Source organism: Amycolatopsis sp. NPDC114484 (assembly GCF_055633755.1).
Genome location: NZ_JBVKDQ010000012.1, coordinates 78,301 through 101,105, shown reverse-complemented (window position 1 = coordinate 101,105; position 22,805 = coordinate 78,301). Strand labels below are relative to the sequence as shown.

Genomic DNA, 22,805 nt, shown 5'->3' with positions numbered 1-22,805 from the left:
GCCTAACCGGCCCCGGCGCGGCAGACTGGGGACAGGCCGAGGCGAGGAGACCCGACATGCGTTCCGCTGGACTCGTGCTGCACCCGCGCCGCGACTCGAAAGCCGCGGTCGACGCGGTGCTGGACTGGGCCGCCGGACGCGGGATCGAGATCCTCGGCATCGTGGACGAGATCGCCAGGGTCGATTGTTCGGCGACCGGTGTCCAGCCCGCTGAACTGGGCAAACGGTCGGATCTGGTGGTCAGTCTCGGCGGCGACGGCACCATGCTGCGCGCGATGCGGCTCGCCGACGGGCAGCACGCGCCGGTGCTCGGCGTCAACCTCGGGAAGCTCGGTTTTCTCGCCGAGGTCGACGTCCCGGACCTGCCGCTGGCGCTGTCCGCCATCGACCGGGAGGAATTCACCGTCGAACCCCGGATAGCGGTGGACGCGCGGTTCGGCGGCCGGATCGAGACCGCGTTCAACGACGTCGCGGTCGTGCGCGTGCCCGGCGATGGGAGCGCCGTGGTCGCGGTGCTGGTGAACGGCGAACAGTTCGTGAGCTACGCGGCGGACGCGGTGGTGGTCGCGACGCCGACCGGGTCCACCGCGTACAGCTTCTCCGCCGGTGGGCCGATCACGAGCCCGGCTGTCGAAGCGCTGCTGGTCACGCCCGCCGCGCCGCATTCGGCGTACAGCCGCGGCGTCGTGCTGTCCGTGCACGACACGGTGACGCTGGAGGTGCTGCCGTCGAGCGGGCGGCTCGCGGTGGAGGTCGACGGCCAGGTCGCGGGTTACGTCGGGCCCGGCGAAAGGATCGACCTGCACGCCCGGCCGAACGCGGCCCGCGTCGTCCGGCTCGGCATGACGACGTTCTACCAGCGCGCCCGGCGCAAGCTGCGGCTCAGTGATTCGGCGGAGATTCCGCTGTCCTGAGCAGGTCGCGCGTTCGCCTGGTAGTCGGGCGCTGACCTGCGGTGTCCTCGTTCGCGCTGTGCCTGCCGTCACTTGTCGGTGACATCGCCGTGTCCTGTTCGTAATGTCGTGGCGGCTTGGCGGACCCGAACGAGGAGATGGTGGTGCGAGGTGTCCGGTAGACATCGGGACGGATCGAAGTCGTGGCGGTTGCCGGCCGCGGCGGGCGTGCTGGCCGTCGGCGCGCTGGCGGTGCCGGTGTGGCTGACCGCCAGTTCGGTCGAACCGCAGCAGTTCCCGGCCGCGGCCGCGGAGATGCACGCGTTCAGCGCGCCACGGGCGTCGAGCAGCGTTCCGTCCGCCACCTCGACTCCGCCCACGACCTCTTCCAGCGCCGCCCCGACGACGTCTTCGTCTTCGCCGGCCGGCAAAACGACCTCGAGCACTCCGGAAACCCCGGCGGCGAAAGCGTGTTCGTCCACATTGGCCGGTACGCAGCCCGCGGTGGCCCAGGTGGGCAACTACCTCAAGGAGAAGTTCTCGGTGGATACGGTCGGCGGCCGGGCCGGACGGTCCGGAGCGAGCGACCATCCGGCCGGTCTCGCGCTGGACTTCATGGTCGACACGAAGACCGGAAACGCTTTGGCCGCTTATGTTCTCGAGCACCAGAGCGAGTTCGGCGCGAAGTACGTGATCTGGCAGCAGCGCTACAACGACGGCGGCGGCTGGTCGGCGATGGAGGACCGCGGCGGCGAGACCGCGAACCATTACGACCACGTCCACGTTTCGTTCGAGCGCGGGGCGAAGGTTTCGGTCACCTGCTGACACCCGACTTTCGGAGGTGGGCCGGATTCGTCCCGGAGAGCACACTGTGCGCGGCCGATTGGTCACCGTCCGCACGGGGTGACCTTCCTTCGCTGCGTGAGGAGCTCCGATGGCGGGCAAGTTCTCGATCCGGCTCACTCTCAGCGTCGTCGGAGTGCTGGTCGCACTCGGCGGCACTACTACCGCCACCGCCGCGGCCGCGCCGGACGATCCGGTTTCGTGGCGCGTACCCGCTACGCCCGCGCAGGCCGCTGACCTGGCCCACGTCGGGTTCGACGTCGCCGGGACCAGCCCGGGCGTGGCTTACGTGATCGGGAACCAGGCGGTCGCCGGGCAGTTGCGAGACCGGGGCTACGCACCGGAATTCTTCGACACTGTCTACAAAGGAGTAACGACGCGCGCCGCCGGCGACACCTTCTACGGCGGTTACCGGACGGTTCCGGCGCAGGAAGCGCACCTCGCGAAAGTCGCGGCCGCGCACCCGGATCTGGCGACCGAGTACACGCTCGGCCAGTCGTGGCGCAAGACCCAGGGCGCGGGCGGCCATGACATCAACGCGATCTGCCTGACGAAGAAGCAGGACGGCGACTGCACGCTGTCCACGAAATCGCCGAAGCCGAAATTCGTGCTGATGGCGCAGATCCACGCCCGGGAAATCTCCACCGGAGAGGTCGCCTGGCGCTGGATCGACTACCTCGCCGACGGCTACGGCACCGACGCCACCGCGAAGTCCATTTTGGACACCACTGAGGTGTGGGTGGTGCCGATCTCGAACCCGGACGGAGTCGACATCGTCGCCTCCGGCGGGAATTCGCCGAAACTGCAGCGCAAGAACGCGGACACCAGCAACGGCAACTGCGGCGGCACGAACAACGGCGTCGACCTGAACCGCAACTCGACCTTCCGCTGGGGCGCGGACTCGAACTCGCCGTGCGCGGAGACCTACCAGGGGCCGAGCGCCGGTTCGGAACCCGAAGTCCAGGCACTGGAAAAGCTTTTCCGCTCGATCTACCCGGAACAGCGCGGCAGCGACGACAACGACCCGGCCCCCGACACCGCTCGCGGCACGATGATCACGTTGCACAGCTACGGAAACGACATCATCGTTCCGTGGGGCTTCACCTCCGACCCCGCGCCGAACGACGCCGCGCTGCGCAAGCTCGGCGCGAAGTTCAGCGATTCGAACGGCTACCTGGTGGGGACCAACACGGAAACCGTGGGCTACTCGACGAGCGGCACGACGGACGACTTCGCCTACGGTGCGCTGGGGGTGGCGAGCTACACGTTCGAGATGGGCGGGCAGGGCGGCAGCTGCGGCGGCTTCTTGCCGAGGTATTCGTGCGTGGACAGCACATTCTGGCCGAAGAACAAGGGCGCGCTGATCACGGCGGCCCAGTCTGCGGCGGCTCCGTATCAGCAGTGAGTGCGGCGCGGTGCGCCCGGGCGTGTGACGCCTGGGCGCACCGTAGCGTGTCTGGAGTGGACTACTTGCAGTGGCGCGACGACATGCGCCAAGCGATCGAACGTTACATGCTCCGGATGCAGGCCGTCTTCAGAAGTGCCCAGCTCGAGCCGGACACGGTGACGGACGAGGTCGATTCGGCCGCGCTGCGGAAAGCCGAGGAGGCCGATCCGCCGCTGCCGCGGGCGCTGCTTGAGCTGTACGGGTCCATCAGGGAAGCCAGTTTCGAGCACCTGCACAACGCTTACTTCATTCACTCCCTCGCCTGGGTGCTGGACAGCCTGCACCGCAGCGACACTCCCGCCTGGGCGCCCGAAGTCACCGATGAGCGGCTCGCCGTCTTCGCCTCGGACGGCGGCGGGCGCCTGTTCGCGGTCGGATACCGCAGCGGGACCGTGTTCAGGCTTCCGGTCGGCGGCGTGGCCGACCAGGTCTACGACGGCTCGATCGACTCCATCGGGCCGGGGGAGATCGCGAAGGACATCCCGGATTTCCTGACCCGGCTTCTGGGCCTCGCGCGAGCCTTCGGCGACGAGCCGGACGAGGACGACGAGGAATACGACGTCATGTGAGGTGCGGTAACCCTCGGTTAACTCGGTGGGCGACCTATCTCACCTTGCCGCTCAGGTAAACGTCACCATACCGCCGTTTTCATATGTACGTACACCCCGTACAGTAGTTCTGTAGCAGAACTAATAGAGCGGGAGGCGGCAGTGACGATCGGCCTGGAGCGGGCCCGGCCCGCGGTCGTGCGGGACCATCCGAACGCTGGGTGGTTCGCCGTCGGCGCGGTGTGTTTCGGGGCGTTCATGGGGCAGCTCGACGCCAGCATCGTCACGCTCGCCTTTCCCGCGCTGCAGCACGAGTACGGGGCTCCGCTGGCCGCCGTCCAGTGGGTTTCGCTGGCGTATTTGCTCGCGCTGGTGGGATTGCTGGCCGCGGTCGGGCGGATCGCCGACGCGGTCGGCCGGAAGCTCACCTACGTGCAGGGGTTCGGCGTGTTCACCGTCGCGTCCGTCGCGTGCGGGCTCGCGCCGACGCTCGGCTGGCTGGTCGCGTTCCGGGTGGTGCAGGCGATCGGCGCGGCGATGTTGCAGGCCAACAGTGTCGCGCTGGTGGTGCGCAGCGTGCGCGAGGACCGGGCACGGGCCGCGCTCGGCGTGCAGGCGGCGGCGCAGGCGCTGGGGCTCGCGCTCGGGCCCGCGGTGGGCGGCCTGCTGGTCGACACCGTCGGCTGGCGGTGGGTCTTCCTGGTCAACGCGCCGGTCGGCCTCGCCGGGCTGATCGCCGGGCGGTATCTCCTGCCGCGCACTCGCGAGCGCACGCCGCTGGGCCGCTTCGACGGGGCGGGGGTCGGGTTGCTGGCGACCGCGTCGACGGCGTTGCTGCTGGTGATTTCCGGGGTGTCCGGGCTGGAGATGCCGGGGTGGCTGCTCGTCGCGCTGGCCGCGGCGGCGGTTTGCGCGGCGATCGGGTTCGTGCTGCGGGAAAAGGCGGCGAGCAGCCCGGTGCTGCAGCTGTCGGTGTTGCGGCCGCCGGTGGTGTCGCTGGGGCTGGCCGGGGCGTTGTGCGGATATCTCGTGTTGTTCGGGCCGCTGACGTTGCTGCCGCAGGTGCTCGGCACGGCGGGCGGGACCGGTGCGGTGCTGACCTGCCTTCCCGCCGGGTTCGCGGTCGCGGCGGTGCTGGCCGACCGGGTGCTGCCGAAGCGGCTCGGTTCCCGCGGGCGCACTGTGCTGGGCGCGCTCGTCGCGGCCGCGGGATGCGCGGCGCTGGGGCCGGCGTCCGCTCCGTGGGAGGTGGGCGTGTCGCTGGTGGTGGCCGGGCTCGGTCTGGGAGTGTTCATTCCAGCCAACAACTCGGCTGTCATGAGCGCGATCCCGGCGCGGATGTCGGCCACCGGAGGAGGACTGGTGAACATGGCGCGCGGACTGGGGACGGCGCTGGGCGTTGCGCTCGTGACACTGTGCCTGCACACCGGCGGGGAAACGGCCGCGCTGGCGGTGCTGGCCGGGGCCGGCGTCCTGGCCGCGGCGACCGGGCTGGCGGCACGCCCGGAGCAGGCCCGGTGACCGCGCCTGAACCCGCGCTCGCCGATGTCGTCGCGCGGCTGCGGCGAGCCATGCGGCGGGCCGCGCGCACTGCTGACCCGGACAACACGTTGTCGGTGGCACAGCTGGAATTGTTGTCGTGCCTCTTCGAGAATCCCGGTGCGCGGCCGAGCCGGATCGCGCAGTTGCTGAAGCTCGCGCCGAATTCGGTCACCACGATGGTCACCGGGCTGCGTTCGCGGGACCTGGTCACCCGCACCAGCGGCGGCGACGACCGGCGGACGGTGGCGCTCGAACTCACCGACACCGGCCGGGCCGCGGTCGAGCGGTGGCAGGGGCACAACGCGGCGATCTTGGCCGCGGCGCTGGACGGGGTGCATCCGGCGTGGCGGCATTTGATCGCGGCGGCGGTGCCCGCGTTGAACGAGCTGGTGGGGGCGATCGACGCGTTGGCGGAGTCGGGACAGGCGCACTGAACCGGCGGGTTTTCGCGCCAACGGTGATCAGCTATCCGCGACGGCGCTGCCCGCGTTGAGCGAAGCGGCAGGGCCCGTCAGCGCGTTGGCGGAGGCGCGGTCAAGTCGCACGGATTCGGCAGGCTTCCCCGCCGGATGGGCTGCGGGACGGTTGACTATCGCGCCGAATGAGCCGCAGCCCGACCCGGTCAATCGCTGTAGCGGGCCTAAAACACAGGCGGTCCGGCCTCAACCCGCCGCAGCACGGGCTCCAGCTTGTCCTCCTCCGCACTTCCGAACGGCAAACTCTCCTCCCACCACGTAACCCCAGCCTCCGCCAGCGGCTCGACGACACTGCGCGCCCGAGCCGGGTCAGCGGGGCTCGTCCCGCCGAGCACCACGTCGAACGGTGCGTCGGTTTCCCGCTGGCCGCGGATGTAGGCGACCATGTCCCGCACCTCCGCCACCTCCGGCACACCCATGGCGCCGGCGGATTCGAAGATCGGCACCACGCCGTCCCAGCGAGCCGCGCGGCGCATCGGGCGGCGGTTGGGCCACCGGCCCGCCACCCAGACCGGCGGGCGGGGGCGCTGCACCGGCGCGGGAAGCAGAGTCACGTCGCGGGCGGTGAAGTTCTTGCCGGAGAACGTCACTGGCTCGCCGGTCCAGAACCGGGTGATCAGGTCGATGCCCTCGTCCAGTTTCTCGGCGACCGTTCTCGGGTCGGCGGATTCGCCGAAGTCGCCGAACTCCGCCTCCAGCGGCGCGCCGAGCCCGACGCCGAGGACCACCCGGCCGCCGGAGAGGTGGTCCAAAGTGGACACCACGCGGGCGAGCTGCTGCGGGCGGCGGCGCGCGACGGGCGTGACCATGGGGCCGAGCTTGATCCTGCTGGTGGCGAGTGCGGCGGCGGTGAGCAGGATCCACGGATCGCCGAACCGGCGGCCGGGCCGTTTGTCCAGCACCACGTGGTCCCAGACGAACAGGCCGTCCCAGCCCGCCTCTTCCGCGGCCGACGCGACCTTGGCCACCGCGCGCGGGTCGGCGAAGTCGCCGAAGTTCGGGATGCAGACCGAGAAGCGCATGCCACAACCCTGCCCAGCCCCGGCGGACGCGTCAAACGGACTTGCCCGCCACGAAAGTCTGCCGCACCTTCGCCCGTAGCAGAGCATCCGGCGCTTCGGCGAACGGATCGACGTCCAGCACAACGAAATCCGCTGCCAAACCCGGCGCGAGCTGGCCGGTCAGACCGTCCCATCGGCACGCATACGCGGCGTCGCGGGTGCCGTGCGCGAGGGCTTCGGCCAGGGGCAGGGCGTATTCCGGCAGGTTGGGTTCCAGCTGAGGGTTCAGCGCGGACCGGCGGGTCGTCGCGATGTACATGTTCGGCAGCGGCGGATGCGGCGCGGTCGGGGCGTCGGAGCCGAACGCGAGGACCGCGCCGGCGGAGGTGATCTCCGGCCACGGGAAGCCGCGCCGCACGCGGTCGTCGCCGAGTTTCGCGCGCCAGTTCTCCTGGATCGCCGGGTCGGCGTGCACCGGCTGCATCGACGCGACGGCACCGAGCTTGGCCAGCCGCTTGATGTTTTCCGCGGTCACGGTCTCCAGATGTTCGAGCCGATGCCGCCGGTCGCGCGGTCCGTTCACCTCGATCGCGTGTTCCAGCGCCGACAGCGCGATGTCCGAGGCCTCGTCGCCGATGGCGTGCATCGCGACCTGCAGGCCCGCCGCGTCCGCCGCCGCGACGACCGGGGCCAGCGCTTCCGGCGGCCACAACGGTCCGGGGTGGCTGCCGTCGGCGAACGGCTTTTTCATGGCCGCGGTACAGGTATCGATGACTCCGTCGACCATCAGCTTGATTCCGGCCACTCGCAGCCACGGTCCGGACAGGCGCGCGCTCAACTCGGCCGCGCGCTCGACCTGCCGCAGATCGTCCCGGGTGTTTCCGGTGCGCTCGATCAGCCAATGTCCGGCGACGCGCATCGGAAGCCGTCCGTTTTCGAGAGCTCGTTCCAGGGTGGCGAGATCGGCCTCGGTGAGCGCCATGTCGACCGCGGTCGTGACGCCGTCCGCGAGATACTGCGCGAACGCTGCTTTCAGGGCGCGGTCGCGGTCGGCGTCGCTGGTCTGGTCGTCGAGGAAGTGCCGCATCAGTTGCAGCGCAGCGGTTTCGTACAGCATCCCGTCCGGCTCGCCGGTCTCGTCGCGTCCGATGCGCCCGTCGAGCGGGTCGGGCGTGTCGCGGTCGATGCCCAGCTCGCGCAGGGCGGCGCTGTTGACCCACGCGGAGTGGACGTCGTTCGCGGCGAGGTAGACCGGCCGGTCCGGGAGCACCGCGTCGATCAGCTTCCGGTGCGGCGCTTGGCCGCCGAGTGCGTCGAAAAGCCAGCTGCGGCCGAGGATTCGCGGTGCCGTCGGATTGTCCGCCGCGGCGCGCGCGAGCCGGTGCTGGAGGTCTTCGGGGGAGGTCGCGGAGAACAGGTCCACTTGCTCCAGTGCTTCGCCCGTGGACACCAGATGTGTATGCGCGTCAACGAAACCAGGCAGCACGAAGGCGCCGCCCAGCTCGACCACCTCAGCCTCGATCCGGTCGGCCTCCGCGGTGCTGCCTACGTATTCGATGGTCTCGCCGCGCACGACCATGGATTCCGCCCATCCGGACGTGCTCGCGGTGAAGATCCGGCCGCCGCGGTAGTGCACCGGGGTCATCGGGCCACCACCGTCTCCGCCGCGGCGAACGTGCGCCAGCCGGCCAAGGTGTTCGGGCTGCCCGCGTGCACCCGCACGGTCCGGGCGGCCGGTTCGAGCAGCACCGTGGCCAACGTCGCCCATCGGTCGCCGAACGCGGCGTCCGCATCCGGGACACAGCACAGTTTCGGTTCGCCCGGCCCGGAACGGAGGACGGCGACGAGGTCGACGGCATGGATGGGAGTCGGGTAGTCCTGCAGCCGGGCGGTCACCAGTGCGTGCCGCAGCTGGGAATCCGGTTCGAACAGCCCGCGTTTCTCGCGGGCGGCGGCGCGGGGGTCGAGGAAGTGGTTGGTGTGCAACAGAAAACCTGCTTCGGGGTCGAGGGTGGTCACTCCGGCCGGGCTCAGCTCGGCGCAGACCGCTGAGCCGGGATCGAGCAGAGTGAAGGCTCCGGACGTGCGGATCGGGGCGGTTCGCAGCAGGTCGAGTGCTTCGGCGACGCTGCCTGCCTCGCCGAGGACAGCCGCGGCCAGCACGTGGACCGGGATGCCGGCGGCGGAATCGTCTTGGTGGCCGAGGATATTGAAGAACAGGCCGAGACCTGCGCTGTTGACGCCGATCTTGCCGAGGATGCCGTGTTCGGTGATCCCGGCGAAGGCGTGCCGCGTGCCGCGTACTTCCTGGGTGTGCCAGCAGCCGGACAGTTCGGTGTGCCAGTCCCAGGTTTGGACGCCGAACGGAGAGCCGGAGCCTGGAACGCGCACGAGGGTTGAGCATTCCGGCTGGGTGCGCGGTTCGGCGGTGATGATCTCGGTCCGTCCGTTGAGCGCCGCCGCCTGCCACAGCTCGATCCCGGCGCCTGCGGCGATGCCGGTGATTTCGTCGGCGTAGCGGCTCCGCCAAGCGGCGACGTTGTCCAGCAACCGGAGCGCGTCGGTCCGGATCCGCTGTTCCGGGATGCCGAGGTTGGCGAACCAGCGCAGATACAGCTCCAGTGCGTCGGTGAGGCCAGTGCGCAGCTGGGTGCCGCGGGAAACGCCGCGGGCGTGCGGGTCGGAATCGTTGACGAGCAGGTGCATTCTGTTCCTTGCGATCAGGGTCAGGCGGCGTCGCGAGGGCGGCCGGTGAGCAGGTAGACGGCGGCGGCGATGAGCATTCCGGCTGGCAGTGAGAGGTCGATCCCGCCGGCCGCGCTCGCCACGAATCCGGTGTACATGCCGGGAACGGCGAGACAGCAGGCGGAAGCGGTCGCGCCGAGGACGAGGGCGGCGATTCCCGGCCAGTGCACGCCGCCGACATACCAGAACGGGCCGCCGCGGCGTTCGTCGGCGAGCGCGTGGCCGTCGTAGCGGTTGCGGCGCAGCAGGAGGTCGGTCACGTAGATCGCCATCATCGGGCCGAGCACGACGACCATCAGCTGCATCATGTCGTTGACTGCCTTGAGGAAATCCGATACGAGCAAGGCGTACAGGGTGAGCAGCACCCCGGCGGTGCCGTCCAGCAGGACGCTGCGGGAACGGCGCAGGCGGACGCCGATCGCCTGCAGCGCGAGGCCGGAACTGTAGACGGTCATCGCGTTGTTGGCGATCGCGCCGAGGATCACCGCGATCAGGAAGATCGGGGTGAACCACGACGGCAGAACGGATTCCAGCGCGGTTTGCGGGTCGCTCATGTCCAAAGTGGTCGCGGCGAACGCGCCGAGCGCGGTGAACGCGACGCTCGGCAGGAAGGCCCCGGCAGCGGTCCAGGCGGCGACGGCGAACGGTTTGGTGTCGCGCGGCAGATACCGCGCGAAGTCCGCACTGTTGTTGTAGGACAACGAAGCGGACGCGACCAGAGCCACGCCGCCGGCCAGTGCCGCCCACAGCGCGACTCCGTGCAGCGGCGTCGCGGGCTGGTAGCTCCACGCGGTGTGCGGGATCAGGAAACCGGCCAGCAGCAGGAAAACCGCGATCGTCACGATGGCCAGCGGCAGGTAGAGTCGGACGATCACGGAGTGGCCGTAGACGCTGATCACCAGCGTCGCCGCGGCGATCGCGACGATCACGAGGACCTTGCCCAGGGTGTTCAGCTCGATGCCGAGCCGCGAGCACAGGCTGAACGCGGTCACCGATGCCGCCGACCAGCTCAATGCGACGTAGCAGACCGAAACGAGCCAGCCGTTCAGCCCGATCACGAAGCGGTTGCCGCGCGTGCCGAACATCGCCCGCATGATGACCTCGCTCGGCGCGCCCGCCGCCGGGCCGCTGACCGCGACGAGGCCGACCAGCACCCAGCACAGGTTGCCCACGACGATCACCGCGAGCGCCTGCGGCAGGCTCAGCCCGCTGAGCACCAGCGCGCCGCCGACCACCAAACTGAGGTAGCTGACGCTAGGCGCGGCCCACACCCCGAACAGGTCGCGGGCCCGGCCGTGCCGCTCGTCGTCGCCGATGACGTCGATGCCGTGGGCTTCCACCCGGGGGCCGCGCCCGGAGCGGGCCGGGGGCGGCGCGGACGTGCCGGGCGACGCGGGCGGGGTGGCGGGAGCGGTCATGGCGAACCTCCGGACCGGGGAAGTGACCCGGGCCACGGTAAGGACCCAAATCGATTTGGGCAACGGTCGGTTCTCGGCCGGTGCCAAAACGATTTGGAGCAGGTTAGGATTGTGCGCCATGGCCGGGAAAAGAACGCGGGCGACCATCAAGGACGTCGCCCGCCGCGCCGGGGTTTCGGCGACCACCGTGTCGCACGCCTTCAGCGGGAACGGGACTGTCGCGCCCGGCACCGCGGAACAGGTGCGGGAGGCGGCGCGCGAGCTGGGCTACCGGCCGGACGCGATCGCGCGCGGGCTGCGCTCGAGCCGGCTCGGGGTGCTCGGGCTGGTGGTGCGGCCGCTCGATCCGCTGGACACCGCGTTCCTCGAAGGCGTCGACTACTTCCTGCGGTTCGCCGGGTCCGCCGCGCTGGCCGCGGTGGAGCGCGGGTACGGGCTGATGCTGGTGCCCGATCCGGCGCGCGCCGACGCTTCGGCGGTGGGGCTCGCCTGCGACGGATTCCTGATCACCGAACCGGTCGAGAACGATCCGCTGATCACCATGCTGACGCGGGATTGCGTGCCGTTCCTCGGCGTCGGCCGGGATCCGCTGCGCCCGCCGTCGGAGGATTACCTCGACCTCGCCACGAAACAGGTCGTCACCGAGGTGCTCGACCACCTGGCCGCGGCGGGCGGGAAACGGGTCGCGGTGGTGCTGGGCGCCGACCCCAACGAATGGAACCGGGACGCCGAAAGCGCTTACCTGGCTTGGGCTTCCGCTCGCGGGCAGCGGCCGCTCGTGGTATCCCGCGCGGAGGTCGCCGGCGAGGCGGGAGGAGTTTCGGCGGGGGAAGAGTTGTTCGGGCTGGCCTCGCCGCCGGACGCGGTGTACTGCCAGACCGGACGGCACGCGGCGGGGGTGCTGGCCGCTGCGCGGGCGCGAGGGCTCGCGGTGCCGGGGGACGTGCTCATCGCGGGCGGTTCGGATTCGGAGCAGACCCGGTCGTCGGTTCCGCCGATCACTTCAGTGGACTTGCGTCCAGTGCAATTGGCGCGCACCGCCGTCGCGGTGCTCGCCGATCGCATTGAGGGAGTTGAAAAACCGCTTGCCCCCGGGCCGGCGGAGTACGAGCTGGTCGTGCGCGGGTCGACCCGGAGGTAAGCGGCTGCTTTCGTGCCGTGTCAGGCGTGCGGGACCGCTCCGACGCGCGATTCGCGCGGCCGCATCGCCGTGAGCGCTCCGCTGAGCGCGAGCCGGCCGGGGCCGGTGAACGCGAGCAGGAGCAGCGCCCAGCAGAACATCGCGGCCGCTTCGCCGCCGTTCTCGATGGGGAAAAGCCCTTGTGACACATGGACGGAGAAGTAGGCGTACGCCATCGACCCGGATCCGATCAGCGCCGCGATCCGGGTGGCGACGCCGAGCAGGACGAGTGCGCCCGCGACGAGCTGGATGAGCGCGGCCCACCAGCCCGGCCAGGAGCCCACCGGCGCCGCGCCGTGCGCGCCGAGCACTCCGAACAGCGATTTCACGCCGTGGCAGGCGAAAAGGAACCCGACGACGATGCGGAACAAACCGAGCGCGTAATCCTGTGCCGCGTCCAGCCGGTGCATGATGCCTCCACATAGGACGACTCAGGCGGACGGCGACGTCCGTTCGGACGCCAGGACCAGTCCGCAGAGTGGTCCAGACCTTTCCTGGACCGGTGTCAGGTATACCGGTGACCGGAGTCTCGGCGATACCTGCGAAAGTCAGGTTTCGCCTGATTCACGGGGTGTGGTAACGCGCGGGGAACGGGGTGGCGTCCGGTTCGGGGAAGGGGCGGGTCCGTTGGGAGCAACGGGGTTTCCGGCGTCTGCCGGACGGGGCCGCGCCGGACGGGACGAGGCCGCGGCGCGCGGATTCCTCGGCGGGCAAAGCGGTTCGGGGCCCGGGTCGCGGGGAGCGGCGGCGAAAATCAGGTCCGGACCTGATTTTCGGATTCGGCGCTCCTTTTACCGGTTCACAGCGTGATGACGATCTTGCCGTGGACGTGCCGCCCGGCTTGCATCGTCACGGCCTCGCGGATCTGCCCGACGGGGAAGGTCGCCGCGATCGGCACGGTGAGTTCGCCGGAACGGATCGCGTCGGTGATCCGTTCGAGGGCACCGGATTCCGCATCGAACGCACCCGTCGCGCGTACGTCCGGCAGGGCCGGGCCGTCGGCGACGGTGGAGATCCGCTCGGGCGCGACGCCGAGTTCGAGCGCGGTCTCGGCCGTCTCCCTGCAGAACAGGTCGGTCGCCGCCGTGATCCCTTCGGGCACCAAGGCTCGCACCCGGGTCGAGAGACCGAGACCGTACGCCACGGGTTCGGCGCCTAGTTCGCGCAGGAAGCCGAACGTGCGCTCGGAGGCGGTGCCGAGCACCCGGGCGCCCGCGAGTTTCGCCAGTTGCACGGCGAAGATGCCCACGCCGCCCGCCGCTCCGCCGATCAGGACGGTGTCCCCGGCGCGGAGCCCGATCGCGGCGAGCGCGGCGGAGGCCGTCAGCCCGGCTACCGGAAGCGTGCTCGCCACCTCGTCGCTGATGCCCTCCGGAGTGCGCCACAGCGTCGAGGCGGGAGTCTTGACCGTTACGAAATCGGCGACGGACCGTCCGATCGCGCCCCCGAAAACCCGGTCGCCCACGGTGAATCCGGCGGCTTCGGCTCCTGCCTCGTCGACCACGCCGGCGAAGTCGCTGCCGAACCCGGCGGGCAGGGAGATGCCGAACCGCGCCGCCATCTCCGGCTGGGCGGCGATCTGCCAATCCATCGGATTCAGCCCGGCGGCGGCGACCCGGACGCGCACCTCGTCCGGTCCGGCGTGCGGTTCGGGCACGTCCTGCAGTTCGAGTACTTCGAGACCGCCGAACCGCGGATAACGGACAGCTCTGCTCATCGGTGACTTCTCCTCGGCCAGTGATGGGACTTGGTCTCATCAACCGTACCCGACTGACGGGACCAAGTCCCGTAGACTTCTCCCATGGCTCGCTGGCAACCCGACGCACCAGGGCGGCTCGCCGCCGCGGCTCTCGACCTGTTCGAGGAGCGCGGCTACGAGAACACGACCGTGATCGAGATCGCGGAACGCGCGGGCCTCACCAAGAGCACGTTCTTCCGGTACTTCCCGGACAAGCGCGAGGTCCTCTTCGGGGAAAGCGCGCTGACCGGCCTGCTCGTCGAGGCGATCGCCGCGGCACCGCTCGCGGCCGGGCCGCTCGAAGCGGTGGCGCAGGCCCTGGACGTGCTCGGCCGGGAGGTCTTCACGGTCGATCGGCGTGAGTTCAGCGCCCGGCGCCAGGCCGTGCTGGGCGCCAATCCGGAATTGGGGGAGCGCGAGGCGCGGAAGAGGATCGGTCTCGCCGACTCGATGATCGAGGCTCTCGAACGCCGCGGCGTCCCTGGCCGGACCGCGCGGGTGGCGGCGAAACTGGGCGCGCTCGCCTGGGCGATCGCCCACGAGCAGTGGATCGCCACGAGCGGCGGCGAGGAGTTCGGCTCGCTGGTGCGGCAGGTGCTCGCCGAGGTGCGCGAGGTCAGCGCTGCCTGCTGAGGGTCGGCGAACGCCAGGGACGCCTCAACTCAGGATCGCGTCGGCCATCCGGATTCCAGCAGCGCGAACACCGACGCCAGTGCGGCGGCGGGATCCGGCGCGGTGCCGGTGAGATCCGGGATCTCCAGCACGAACCGGGCCAGTGCCCGCACCGCTGGATCGTCCGGGGGCAGGCCGCTCTCGTCGGCCAGCGCCGCGGTCAGGTCGGGTTCGCAGGAATGCCACAGCCTCCGCGCGTACTCGCGCAGGGCGGGCGTGTGCACGATCAGGTCGCGTTTCGGGGCGTGTTCGGCCGGGATGTCCGTCGAGTACGGGCCGCGGGCGGCGAAGAATCGGTGCAGGGCGGCGAGAATCGGCTCGTCCCGATCGCGGACCGCGGCGACGATTCCGGCGCGGCGCTGCGAGCCGTCGTCGAAGATCAGGGCGTCTTTGCCGTCCGGGACGTGCGCGAAGAGGGTCGCGACGGAGATGTCGGCCTCCTCGGCGATCTGCGCGACGGTCACCCCGTCGTAGCCGTGCTCCAGGAACAGCCGCAGCGCGACCTCGTCCAGCCTGCGCCGGGTTTCGAGCTTGCGGCGTTCGCGCCGTCCGGTGTTGACCACGACCCCCACTGTACCTAAATCTGAAGTGGGTTTAAAGTTGGAATCACTTCAGGTTTAGGAGGGTGTCATGACGGTGCTGGTGACCGGGGGCAATGCCGGGATCGGCTACTTCGTCGCGGAGCAGCTGGCCGAGGCGGGAGTGGAAGTGGTGCTCGGCAGCCGGGACGCGGCGAAGGCGGAGGTCGCGTTGAAAGTCCTTCGCGAGAGGGTGCCGGGGGCTCGGGTGTCTTGGGCGCGGCTGGACCTCGCCGATTTGGCCTCGGTGAAGAAGGTCGAGGTCGGGGAACTCGACGCGGTCGTGCTGAACGCGGGGGTGTATCTCGACGGGCCGGAGCGGCGGGAGACCAAGGACGGGCACGAGATGACGTTCGGGGTCAACCACCTCGGGCATTTCGCGCTGACTGCGGCGCTTCGGGACCGGTTGAAGCCGGGCGCGAGGATTGTGACCACCGGGAGTTTCGCGGCGAAATCAGCGAAGCTCGATTTCGACGATCTGCAGAGCACTCGTGACTACCAGCCGAAAACTGCGTATGAACGGTCGAAGCTCGCGCAAACCCTCTTCGCGCTGGAGCTGGATCGGCGGTTGCGGGCGTCGGGCAGCGGCAGGCTGAGTGTCGTCGCGCATCCTGGCGGGGCACTGGACAGTCTGACCCCGGACCGGCCGCCGCTGCATGTGCGGAGCACGAAGCAGAAGCTGAGCCTCGCGCGAATCGCCTTGCAGGGCAAGGACGGCGGCGCGCGGCCAGCGGTGCGGGCGGCGGTCGGTCCGGATGTCCACAGTGGTCAGATCTGGGGACCGCGCGTGTTCGGCCTCAAGGGACGGCCCTGTCCGGAGCCGGTGCGCGGGCCGTACGCGGACGCCGAAGCCGCCGCCCGGTTGTGGGCGGCGAGCGTGGAGCTGACCGGGGTCGAGCCGGTGCTCAGCTGACGTCGATCAGCACCTTGCCGGTGACGCCCTTCTCCGACGCCTCGTGCGCGCGAGCGGTTTCCGCCAGCGGGAACCGGTGCACGGGCAGGCCGTGCTCGGGCCCGAGCCGGAGTCCGCCGCCGGCCAGTGCGGCGTTCAGGTCTTCCGCACCGGCGCGCAGCCGGTCGAATCCGACGGTGTAGAGGACCAGGAATTGGTAGCGGCTGTTGAGGAAAACGTTCTGTCCAAAGTCGACAGTCACGGTCCCGGTGCCGCGGTCGTCGCCGTAGGCCGCGACCACCCCGCGCGGGCGGAGCACCGCGGCGTGCAGGGGAGCGTTCACGCCGACGGCGACCTCGACGATCACGTCGACCCCGTCCGGCGCGATGTCCCGAATCGCCGCGGCGGCGTCCCCTTCGGTGTACCGCACCACATGCTGCGCACCGGCGGCGCGCGCGAGAGCAGCCTTGTCCTCGGTGCTGACGGTGGCGATCACGGTCGCTCCGGCCCAGCGCGCCAGCTGGATCGCGGCGTTGCCGACCGCACCCGCGCCGCCGCTGACCAGAACAGTCTTGCCGGCCAACGCATTCGGTGCCAGCCGCTGCGGTCCGTCCTCCGCGACGGTGAGCGCGCGGTGCGCGGTGAGCGCCGGGATCGCGAAAGCGGCACCTTCGTCGAAACCGACCTCGTCGGGGAGCGGGACGAGCCGGTCCGCCGGAAGCACGGTGTACTCCTGCGCGGTCCCGGACGTCGGCGAGTGCGCGGCGGCCAGCAGCAGCCACACCCGGTCGCCCACGGAGAATCCGTCCACCCCGGCGCCGATCGCGTCCACGACGCCGGCCCCGTCCTGGTTGGGCACGGACAACTCCGCCTCGGCGCCGAAGCGGGAGCCGGAGCGCGCCTTCCAGTCGGTCGGGTTCACCGCGGACACGGCGATCCGCACGCGCACCTCGCCCGGCCCCGGCTCGGGCACGGCGAGTTCGGACAACGTCAGCACTTCCGGGCCGCCGAACTGGCGGTAGGTCACAGCTTTCACCCTCGGTGCAATTCACCGGCGGGCGCGGCTATTCCCGGCGCGCGGGTCAGCGCCCGCCGAGCCGCGCGACCACCGGGGCGAAATCCTCGAGGAAAGCGCCGTTCACGCTGAAATACGACACCCCGAGTTCCTCGCGCCGCCGCTGCAGCTCCTCGGCCATCGCGGCCGGGCCGCCGCGCAGCAGGGTGAGGGAATCGTGCTCGACGAGGGTCTCGAGGTCGTGCCCGATGAAGCCGCGGATCCACGGCGGGATTTCTTCGCCGACGACGAAAATGTTCATCGCCAGCTCGACCTCCCGGCCGCCGGCCGCGGCCCGGATCTCGGCGGCGTATCCCGCGGTTTCCGCCCGGCTGGCGAGGACGCTGTGGGCGAGGGTGACGACATCCGCGCGTTCACCCGCCAGCCGCCGGGCTTTCGGCCCGCCCGCGGCGACCATCACCGGCGTGTGCGCGTCGCCGTCGAGGCGGCGCAGGTGCGAGATCGTGTCCGACACCTGGGCCAGCCGCTCCGGGCCGGTGCCGTACGGCAGGCCCAGCTCGGCGGCGGCTTCGCGCATCGGCGGGATCCCGGTGCCGATCCCCATCTCGAACCGGCGGTCGGTGAGCACGCTGAGGCTGTGCGCCTCCCACGCGGCCGCGCGCGGCGTGCGCAGCGGGCTGGCGAAGACGAACGTCCCGACCCGCAGTTCGGTCGTCACCGCCGCCGCGACGGCCAGCGCCGCGGTCGGGGTCGGGAGGTGCAGATTGTCCGGCGACAGCAGGGTCGAATATCCGAGATCCTCGGCACGGCGCGCGGTTTCCCGCCATTTCGCACCGCCCTCTTGTGCTGCCGCGACGACCCCGAACCGAAATGTTTTTCCCGCCATGGCACCAGAAAACCACGGCCGCCGCACTCGCGCCAGCAAATGCGGCGGCCGGGTGAGTCAGCCGCGCTGGTACTGCTCCCAGGTCAGCTTCGGGTTGACCGCGGGGCCGTCGTCCTTGCCGTGGTCGGCGAGGCCGTTCTGCCCGAGGTAGTAGGCGCCGACCTGGTGCTGCGCGCCCGAGGACAGGTCCGGGTCGTTCACCGCGATCGCGTGGATGTGGTAGCCCCAGTCGCCCTGCGAGGGAGTGCGCACCCAGGCCGCGAACCCGACTTTCCGGAGGTCCTTGGCGAATTCGACGCGGGTGGCCGAGGACATGTCCGCCACCGAGACGTCGAAAGCGCCGCCGCCGTCGTGCGTCCCGGCCGACGCGCCGACGCCGCCCGGGTTGTACGAACCCTGGGTGAGGCCGACTTGCTTGCCGAACAGCTTCTCCGCCCCCTGGAGCATCGCCTTGGTGCGAGTGTTCAGCGTGACGCCGTGATATGTCACGTGGCTGCCCGCGGATACCACATTGGACACGCTGTACTGGCCGGCGCCGAGCTTCTCCAGCGAAGTCTTGCCCGGCAGGCCGGACGCGTCGATTCCGGTGTAGCCCAGGGACTTCTGGTACTTCGAGTAGGCGTCGATCGTGGTGGTGCCGAAGTAGCCGTCGACGTACTTGGCGTCCAGCAGTCCCTTGCCCTGCAACGCCTTCTCGACCAGCAGGACGCTGTCGTGCGCGCCCGGCGTCTGCGTGCTGTCGGCGCGCTGCGGGTCGATCTGGGCCGCCAGCAGCACGGCTTCCATGTTCGCCGACGGCAGCGCCGCGGCTACGCCCGGAGCGGCGACGGCGACCGTGGCCGCCGCCGCGGCCCCGGCGGTGAGCACTGCGAGTTTCCTGAGCATCCGTGTCCTCCCGGTCCTGGTCGGTCCGGGCCGAGCATCGCCGAGCGGGATACACGGGACGTACAAATGCGGCCTGACCTCACTCCAGCCACTCGGTGACGAACCGGTCGTTCTCGTGGATGTGCACGGCCTCGTACGGTCCGGGACCGAGCGAAACGAACTTGTGCGGCGTGTCCGCCGGCGCGACGAGCACGTCCCCGGCGGTGCCTTCGCGCTGCTCGGCGCCGATGGTGAACAACGCGCGCCCGCGCTGGATGACGAAGGTTTCGGGGTAAGGATGCCGGTGCAGCCGCGGCCCGGTGCCGGGCTCGGTGGCGTATTCGCGGATGACGGAGACGCTGGAGCCGACCTCGTAGCCCTCGACGTCCCGGGTGGCGGGTTCTGTCATGTCCGTCGACGTTAGCCCGCGTTTCGCGATTCTACGAGATCGTGCCGTTGGCCCGGGCGCGCCAGAGTTCAGCCCGCGCCTCTCGGGTGTTCAGGCGGGTCAGCCCGATGACTGCCCAGTCGCGCAGCAACTCGTCTGTGCTGTGGAGCTGGGCCGCGAGCACCGGCAGCGCTTCGGGTGATTCGGCCGTCCCGATCAGCTCCAGCAGCCAGCTGCGCAGGCCGCGGTGCTCGTGTTCGGCCTCGAACTCCTCGAGCAACGCGGGGAGGTACTCGGCGGCGCGGTCGCGCAGCAAGCCGAAGCCGTCCTCGGCGCGTTGCGGATCGCGGCTGCGCATCATGCGCATTGCCGCGTCGAAGCCCTTCGCCATGGTTCGGAGGGTATCCAGAATTGCCGCCGGTCGGATGTCTGTCCGCGCAAAACCGGCCAGATCTCTGTCATCCGGTTGACCTCGCAGCCCGCCAGCCGGAAAGGTCGGACAACACGAGGTCTGGGAGGTGCCGTGCGGTACTCAGTCGTGGCAGCGTTGGTGACGGCGGCGGTCGTCGGAGCGGGAACCGTCGCGGCGGCCGCGCCGCAGGCGCCGCTCACAAGCGATCCGGCGGCGTACGCCGATCCGCTCGTCGGCACCGGGCGCGGCGGCACCTCGGTCGGCGAGATCAACAACTTCCCCGGGCCGGCCGCGCCGTTCGGGATGATGCAGTTCTCGCCGGACACCGACGGGTCCTACGCCGGCTACCAGTACCACAGCGACAAGATCCGCGGCTTCAGCCTCGACCACGCGTCGGTCGGCTGCAACGCGTTCGGCGACGTCCCGATTCTGCCGGTCACCGGCGACGTCGGAGCGAAGCCGTGGGATCGCGTCGAACGCTTCACTCACGACGGGGAGCAGGCTGAGCCCGGCTATTACGCCGTCACCTTTCCGGATTCGGGCGTCCGTACCGAGCTGACGGCGACCACTCGCACGGGGTTGGCGGCGTTCGCCTTCCCGGCGGGGCAGAACGCGCAGGTGCTCGTGAAGGGCGGCGCGAGCCTGGCGGGCAACTCCGCGGCCGGGCTGCGGATCACCGGCGACCGCGAGGTCAGCGGGCAGGCGACGACCGGCCACTTCTGCGGCAAAGCGAACAAGTACACCGTCTACTACGACATCACCTTCGACCGTCCGTTCACCGCGCACGGCACCTGGGACGGAAAGACCGTCCAGCCGGGCAGCGACCAGGTCGACGCGCCGAAAGCCGGGGCGTACCTGACCTTCGGCGACGCGGGCGTGGTCCACGCGAAGGTGTCCATGTCCTATGTGGACGTTCAGGGCGCGAAGGCGAACATGGCGGCCGAGGCTCCCGGCTGGGACTTTTCCGCGATGCGCCAGAAGACGAGGGACGCCTGGCGCGACGCGCTCGGCCGGATTCGCGTGGCGGGCAAGGACTCCGCGCAGCTCAAGACGTTCTACACCGCGCTCTACCACAGCCTGATGCACCCCAACACGTTCAACGACGTGGACGGCCGCTACATCGGTTTCGACGACCAGATCCGCACGCTTCCGGCCGGGCACTCGCAATATGCCAACTTCTCCGACTGGGATACCTATCGCTCGCTCGCGCCCTTGCACGGCATGCTGTTCCCGAAGGAAGCCAGCGACATGGCGCAGTCGCTGACCAACGACGCGGTCCAGGGCGGCTGGTGGCCGCGCTGGCCGATGGCCAACGGCTACACCGGGCAGATGACCGGCGACAGCTCGGTCGCGCTGCTGTCCAGCCTCTACGCCTTCGGCGCGCGCGACTTCGACGTCAAGACCGCGCTGAAGTACCTGGTCAAGGGCGCGACGTCGGTGGACGAAACGCCGGGCGCGTACCAGGAGCGGAGGGGGATCGCGGACTACCTCGCCCGCGGCTACCTGCCGAACAACGACGCCTCCCGCGGCGACCACGCGCGCGTCGGGGCCTCGATCACGCTGGAATGGGCGATCGACGACTTCGCCATCGCGCAGTTCGCGGGCGCGATCGGCGACCGCGGCGTGGCCCGCGACTTCGCGAAACGCGGCCAGAACTGGCAGCACCTGTTCAACCCGGCCACCGGCTACCTCCAGCCGCGCGGCCAGGACGGACGGTTCCCGGACGGCCCGGCGTACCAGCCGCCCGCGCCCGGCACCTTCGGCCAGGACGGCTTCGACGAGGGCAACGCCGCGCAGTACACCTGGCTCGTGCCGCAGAACACGGCCGGGCTGGTGACCGCGATGGGCGGGCCGGCCGCGGTGTCCGCGCGGCTCGACACGTTCTTCCAGAAGCTCAACGTCGGCCCGAACGAGCCGTACATGTGGGCGGGCAACGAGCCCGACTTCGGCGTGCCGTGGCTGTACAACCACGTCGGCCAGCCGTGGAAGACACAGGAGGTGGTGCGCCGGATCGCGACCACGCTGTTCAGCGCGACGCCGGACGGCGAGCCCGGCAACGACGACCTCGGCGCCCAATCGTCCTGGTACGTCTGGGCCGCGCTGGGGCTGTATCCGTCGACCCCGGGCACGCCGGATCTCACCGTGCACAGCCCGCTGTTCGAGCGCGCGGTGCTGACGCTGCCGGGCGGTCGCACCCTTGACCTCCGTGCGCCTGGTGCGTCGACGACCACGCAGTACGTCCACGGCCTGTCCTTGAACGGGCGCCGGTGGGATCGGACGTCGTTGCCGCAGGACCTCGCGCGCAACGGTGGGCGGCTCGACTTCGCGCTGTCCGCGCAGCCGGACCGGAACTGGGCGGCGAACACGCAGCCACCGTCCTATCGGGACGGTGAAGAGCCGTACGTCGCCTCGGTGGCCAACCAGGTCACCGTCGAACCGGGTGGTTCCGGCACCGTCGCGGTGAACGGCCAGCGGCTCGGCGGGCATCTGCGCTCGGTGAACATCGCGACCTCGGCGCCGGCCGGGATCACCGTGTCCGGCCAGCGTTCGGTGTGGCTCGACGATCGCACCGGAAGCGGGAAAACCGAACTGACCGTCACGGCTGCGGCGGGAACGAAGGCCGGTTACTACGAAGTGCCCGTAACGTTGCGCGGAGCCGGACATTCGGTTTCCTCCTCGATAATTGTGTTGGTCGCGCCGAAGGGAAGCCTGGCCGGCGCCTTCGGCAATGTCGGGATTTCCGATGACGGCGACGGCGGTTCGGCGAATTTCGACGGCGCCGGAAACAGCTATTCGCGGAAAGCGCTGGCGGACGCCGGTCTCGCTCCGGGTTCGATCGGACACGCAGCGGGTACGACGTTCGTCTGGCCCGCCGCGCCGTCCGGTCGTCCGGACAACGCGGTGCCGTCCGGGCAGAAGCTCGAGCTGGGTGGAACTTCAGCGAGCCGCCTGCTTTTCGTCGGCTCGGCGGCGAACGGCGACCACCGGGGGAGCGCGACCGTCGCGTTCACCGACGGCACGACCGCGACCGCCGATCTTTCGTTCGGTGACTGGGTGTTGCCGGGCGGAAATACCGAACCAGTGTTCGGCAATACGCTCGTGGCCCGCACCGCGCACCGGAATCAGCCCGGCGGCCAGGGAATCGGCGCCTCGGTTTACGCCACCGCGCCGCTGGAAATCCCCGCCGGCAAGAAGATCGCGACGGTGACGCTCCCGGCCGATCCGGACCTCCACGTTTTCGCTCTCGGCCTCGGGTGAGTTTGTCAA

Annotated in this window: 23 protein-coding genes; 10 read left to right on the top strand and 13 right to left on the bottom strand. The window is 70.3% G+C overall.

Annotated features, from left to right (window positions below; all coding sequences use genetic code 11):
* Positions 1 to 56: 56 nt before the first annotated feature.
* Complete coding sequence (locus tag ACZ7SW_RS27395) at positions 57 to 914, top strand: NAD(+)/NADH kinase (RefSeq protein ID WP_470233224.1); 858 nt, start codon at positions 57 to 59, stop codon at positions 912 to 914.
* Positions 915 to 982: 68 nt separating this feature from the next.
* Here the strand turns inward: ACZ7SW_RS27395 and ACZ7SW_RS27390 are convergent, their stop codons facing one another.
* Entirely contained in the window at positions 983 to 1,414 is a 432-nt protein-coding gene (locus tag ACZ7SW_RS27390) for a hypothetical protein (protein WP_470233223.1), read from the bottom strand.
* On the opposite strand from ACZ7SW_RS27390, the gene ACZ7SW_RS27385 reads away from it, so the two are divergent.
* The 5 genes from ACZ7SW_RS27385 (at position 1,398) to ACZ7SW_RS27365 (ending at position 5,707) form a co-directional block, all read left to right on the top strand.
* The gene (locus tag ACZ7SW_RS27385) at positions 1,398 to 1,718 is read left to right on the top strand and encodes a VldE C-terminal domain-containing protein (protein ID WP_470233222.1); all 321 of its coding nucleotides are present in this window, start codon (positions 1,398 to 1,400) and stop codon (positions 1,716 to 1,718) included. The two genes, ACZ7SW_RS27390 and ACZ7SW_RS27385, sit on opposite strands and share 17 nt — an antisense overlap.
* A gap of 109 nt (positions 1,719 to 1,827) precedes the next feature.
* Positions 1,828 to 3,141, top strand: coding sequence for a M14 family zinc carboxypeptidase (locus ACZ7SW_RS27380; RefSeq protein WP_470233221.1), 1,314 nt, complete (start codon positions 1,828 to 1,830; stop codon positions 3,139 to 3,141).
* Positions 3,142 to 3,197: 56 nt separating this feature from the next.
* Positions 3,198 to 3,752 (top strand): SMI1/KNR4 family protein, encoded by a 555-nt coding sequence (locus ACZ7SW_RS27375; protein WP_470233220.1) that lies wholly within the window; start codon positions 3,198 to 3,200, stop codon positions 3,750 to 3,752.
* Between the two features lie 141 nt (positions 3,753 to 3,893).
* Positions 3,894 to 5,252 carry an MFS transporter gene (locus ACZ7SW_RS27370; protein ID WP_470233219.1) on the top strand — a complete coding sequence of 453 codons (1,359 nt, stop codon included), beginning with the start codon at positions 3,894 to 3,896 and terminating at the stop codon, positions 5,250 to 5,252.
* The gene (locus tag ACZ7SW_RS27365; RefSeq protein WP_009076720.1) at positions 5,249 to 5,707 is read left to right on the top strand and encodes a MarR family winged helix-turn-helix transcriptional regulator; all 459 of its coding nucleotides are present in this window, start codon (positions 5,249 to 5,251) and stop codon (positions 5,705 to 5,707) included. Before ACZ7SW_RS27370 ends, ACZ7SW_RS27365 begins: the two co-directional genes overlap by 4 nt.
* A 206-nt stretch (positions 5,708 to 5,913) precedes the next feature.
* On the opposite strand, the gene ACZ7SW_RS27360 is transcribed toward ACZ7SW_RS27365, so the two are convergent.
* Genes ACZ7SW_RS27360 through ACZ7SW_RS27345 form a run of 4 tightly spaced genes read right to left on the bottom strand, consistent with a single transcriptional unit; the run spans position 5,914 to position 10,913 of the window.
* On the bottom strand, positions 5,914 to 6,771 hold the full coding sequence (locus tag ACZ7SW_RS27360) for an LLM class flavin-dependent oxidoreductase (protein ID WP_470233218.1): 858 nt from the start codon (positions 6,769 to 6,771) through the stop codon (positions 5,914 to 5,916).
* Between the two features lie 31 nt (positions 6,772 to 6,802).
* A complete protein-coding gene (locus ACZ7SW_RS27355) occupies positions 6,803 to 8,395 on the bottom strand; it encodes an amidohydrolase (RefSeq protein ID WP_470233217.1) in 1,593 nt (530 codons plus the stop codon).
* Positions 8,392 to 9,456, bottom strand: a complete 1,065-nt coding sequence (locus tag ACZ7SW_RS27350; protein WP_470233216.1) for a C45 family autoproteolytic acyltransferase/hydolase — start codon at positions 9,454 to 9,456, stop codon at positions 8,392 to 8,394. The genes ACZ7SW_RS27355 and ACZ7SW_RS27350 overlap by 4 nt, the downstream gene beginning before the upstream one ends.
* A gap of 20 nt (positions 9,457 to 9,476) precedes the next feature.
* The gene (locus ACZ7SW_RS27345; RefSeq protein ID WP_470233215.1) at positions 9,477 to 10,913 is read right to left on the bottom strand and encodes a purine-cytosine permease family protein; all 1,437 of its coding nucleotides are present in this window, start codon (positions 10,911 to 10,913) and stop codon (positions 9,477 to 9,479) included.
* A 118-nt stretch (positions 10,914 to 11,031) separates the two neighbouring features.
* Between ACZ7SW_RS27345 and ACZ7SW_RS27340 the strand changes: the two genes are divergently transcribed.
* On the top strand, positions 11,032 to 12,054 hold the full coding sequence (locus ACZ7SW_RS27340; RefSeq protein ID WP_470233214.1) for a LacI family DNA-binding transcriptional regulator: 1,023 nt from the start codon (positions 11,032 to 11,034) through the stop codon (positions 12,052 to 12,054).
* A gap of 20 nt (positions 12,055 to 12,074) precedes the next feature.
* Here the strand turns inward: ACZ7SW_RS27340 and ACZ7SW_RS27335 are convergent, their stop codons facing one another.
* Positions 12,075 to 12,503, bottom strand: coding sequence for a DoxX family protein (locus ACZ7SW_RS27335; protein WP_470233213.1), 429 nt, complete (start codon positions 12,501 to 12,503; stop codon positions 12,075 to 12,077).
* Positions 12,504 to 12,892: 389 nt separating this feature from the next.
* Entirely contained in the window at positions 12,893 to 13,810 is a 918-nt protein-coding gene (locus ACZ7SW_RS27330) for an NADP-dependent oxidoreductase (RefSeq protein WP_470233212.1), read from the bottom strand.
* Positions 13,811 to 13,894: 84 nt separating this feature from the next.
* On the opposite strand from ACZ7SW_RS27330, the gene ACZ7SW_RS27325 reads away from it, so the two are divergent.
* A complete protein-coding gene (locus ACZ7SW_RS27325) occupies positions 13,895 to 14,464 on the top strand; it encodes a TetR/AcrR family transcriptional regulator (RefSeq protein ID WP_470233211.1) in 570 nt (189 codons plus the stop codon).
* A gap of 29 nt (positions 14,465 to 14,493) precedes the next feature.
* Here the strand turns inward: ACZ7SW_RS27325 and ACZ7SW_RS27320 are convergent, their stop codons facing one another.
* The gene (locus ACZ7SW_RS27320) at positions 14,494 to 15,066 is read right to left on the bottom strand and encodes a TetR/AcrR family transcriptional regulator (RefSeq protein WP_470233210.1); all 573 of its coding nucleotides are present in this window, start codon (positions 15,064 to 15,066) and stop codon (positions 14,494 to 14,496) included.
* Between the two features lie 67 nt (positions 15,067 to 15,133).
* On the opposite strand from ACZ7SW_RS27320, the gene ACZ7SW_RS27315 reads away from it, so the two are divergent.
* Positions 15,134 to 15,994 (top strand): SDR family NAD(P)-dependent oxidoreductase, encoded by an 861-nt coding sequence (locus ACZ7SW_RS27315; protein ID WP_470233209.1) that lies wholly within the window; start codon positions 15,134 to 15,136, stop codon positions 15,992 to 15,994.
* Here the strand turns inward: ACZ7SW_RS27315 and ACZ7SW_RS27310 are convergent.
* From ACZ7SW_RS27310 to ACZ7SW_RS27290, 5 genes are all read right to left on the bottom strand, one after another.
* The gene (locus ACZ7SW_RS27310) at positions 15,987 to 17,009 is read right to left on the bottom strand and encodes an NADPH:quinone reductase (protein WP_470233208.1); all 1,023 of its coding nucleotides are present in this window, start codon (positions 17,007 to 17,009) and stop codon (positions 15,987 to 15,989) included. The two genes, ACZ7SW_RS27315 and ACZ7SW_RS27310, sit on opposite strands and share 8 nt — an antisense overlap.
* A gap of 46 nt (positions 17,010 to 17,055) precedes the next feature.
* The gene (locus tag ACZ7SW_RS27305) at positions 17,056 to 17,874 is read right to left on the bottom strand and encodes an LLM class flavin-dependent oxidoreductase (RefSeq protein WP_470233207.1); all 819 of its coding nucleotides are present in this window, start codon (positions 17,872 to 17,874) and stop codon (positions 17,056 to 17,058) included.
* 57 nt (positions 17,875 to 17,931) lie between these two features.
* Positions 17,932 to 18,759: a peptidoglycan-binding protein gene (locus ACZ7SW_RS27300; protein WP_470233206.1), complete on the bottom strand. Its 828-nt coding sequence runs from the start codon at positions 18,757 to 18,759 to the stop codon at positions 17,932 to 17,934.
* Positions 18,760 to 18,838: 79 nt separating this feature from the next.
* A complete protein-coding gene (locus ACZ7SW_RS27295; RefSeq protein WP_470233205.1) occupies positions 18,839 to 19,147 on the bottom strand; it encodes a cupin domain-containing protein in 309 nt (102 codons plus the stop codon).
* A 31-nt stretch (positions 19,148 to 19,178) separates the two neighbouring features.
* Positions 19,179 to 19,517 (bottom strand): HEAT repeat domain-containing protein, encoded by a 339-nt coding sequence (locus tag ACZ7SW_RS27290; protein WP_470233204.1) that lies wholly within the window; start codon positions 19,515 to 19,517, stop codon positions 19,179 to 19,181.
* Positions 19,518 to 19,649: 132 nt separating this feature from the next.
* Here ACZ7SW_RS27290 and ACZ7SW_RS27285 point away from each other — a divergent pair, with 132 nt between their 5' ends.
* Positions 19,650 to 22,796 (top strand): GH92 family glycosyl hydrolase, encoded by a 3,147-nt coding sequence (locus ACZ7SW_RS27285; protein WP_470233203.1) that lies wholly within the window; start codon positions 19,650 to 19,652, stop codon positions 22,794 to 22,796.
* Positions 22,797 to 22,805: the final 9 nt, after the last annotated feature.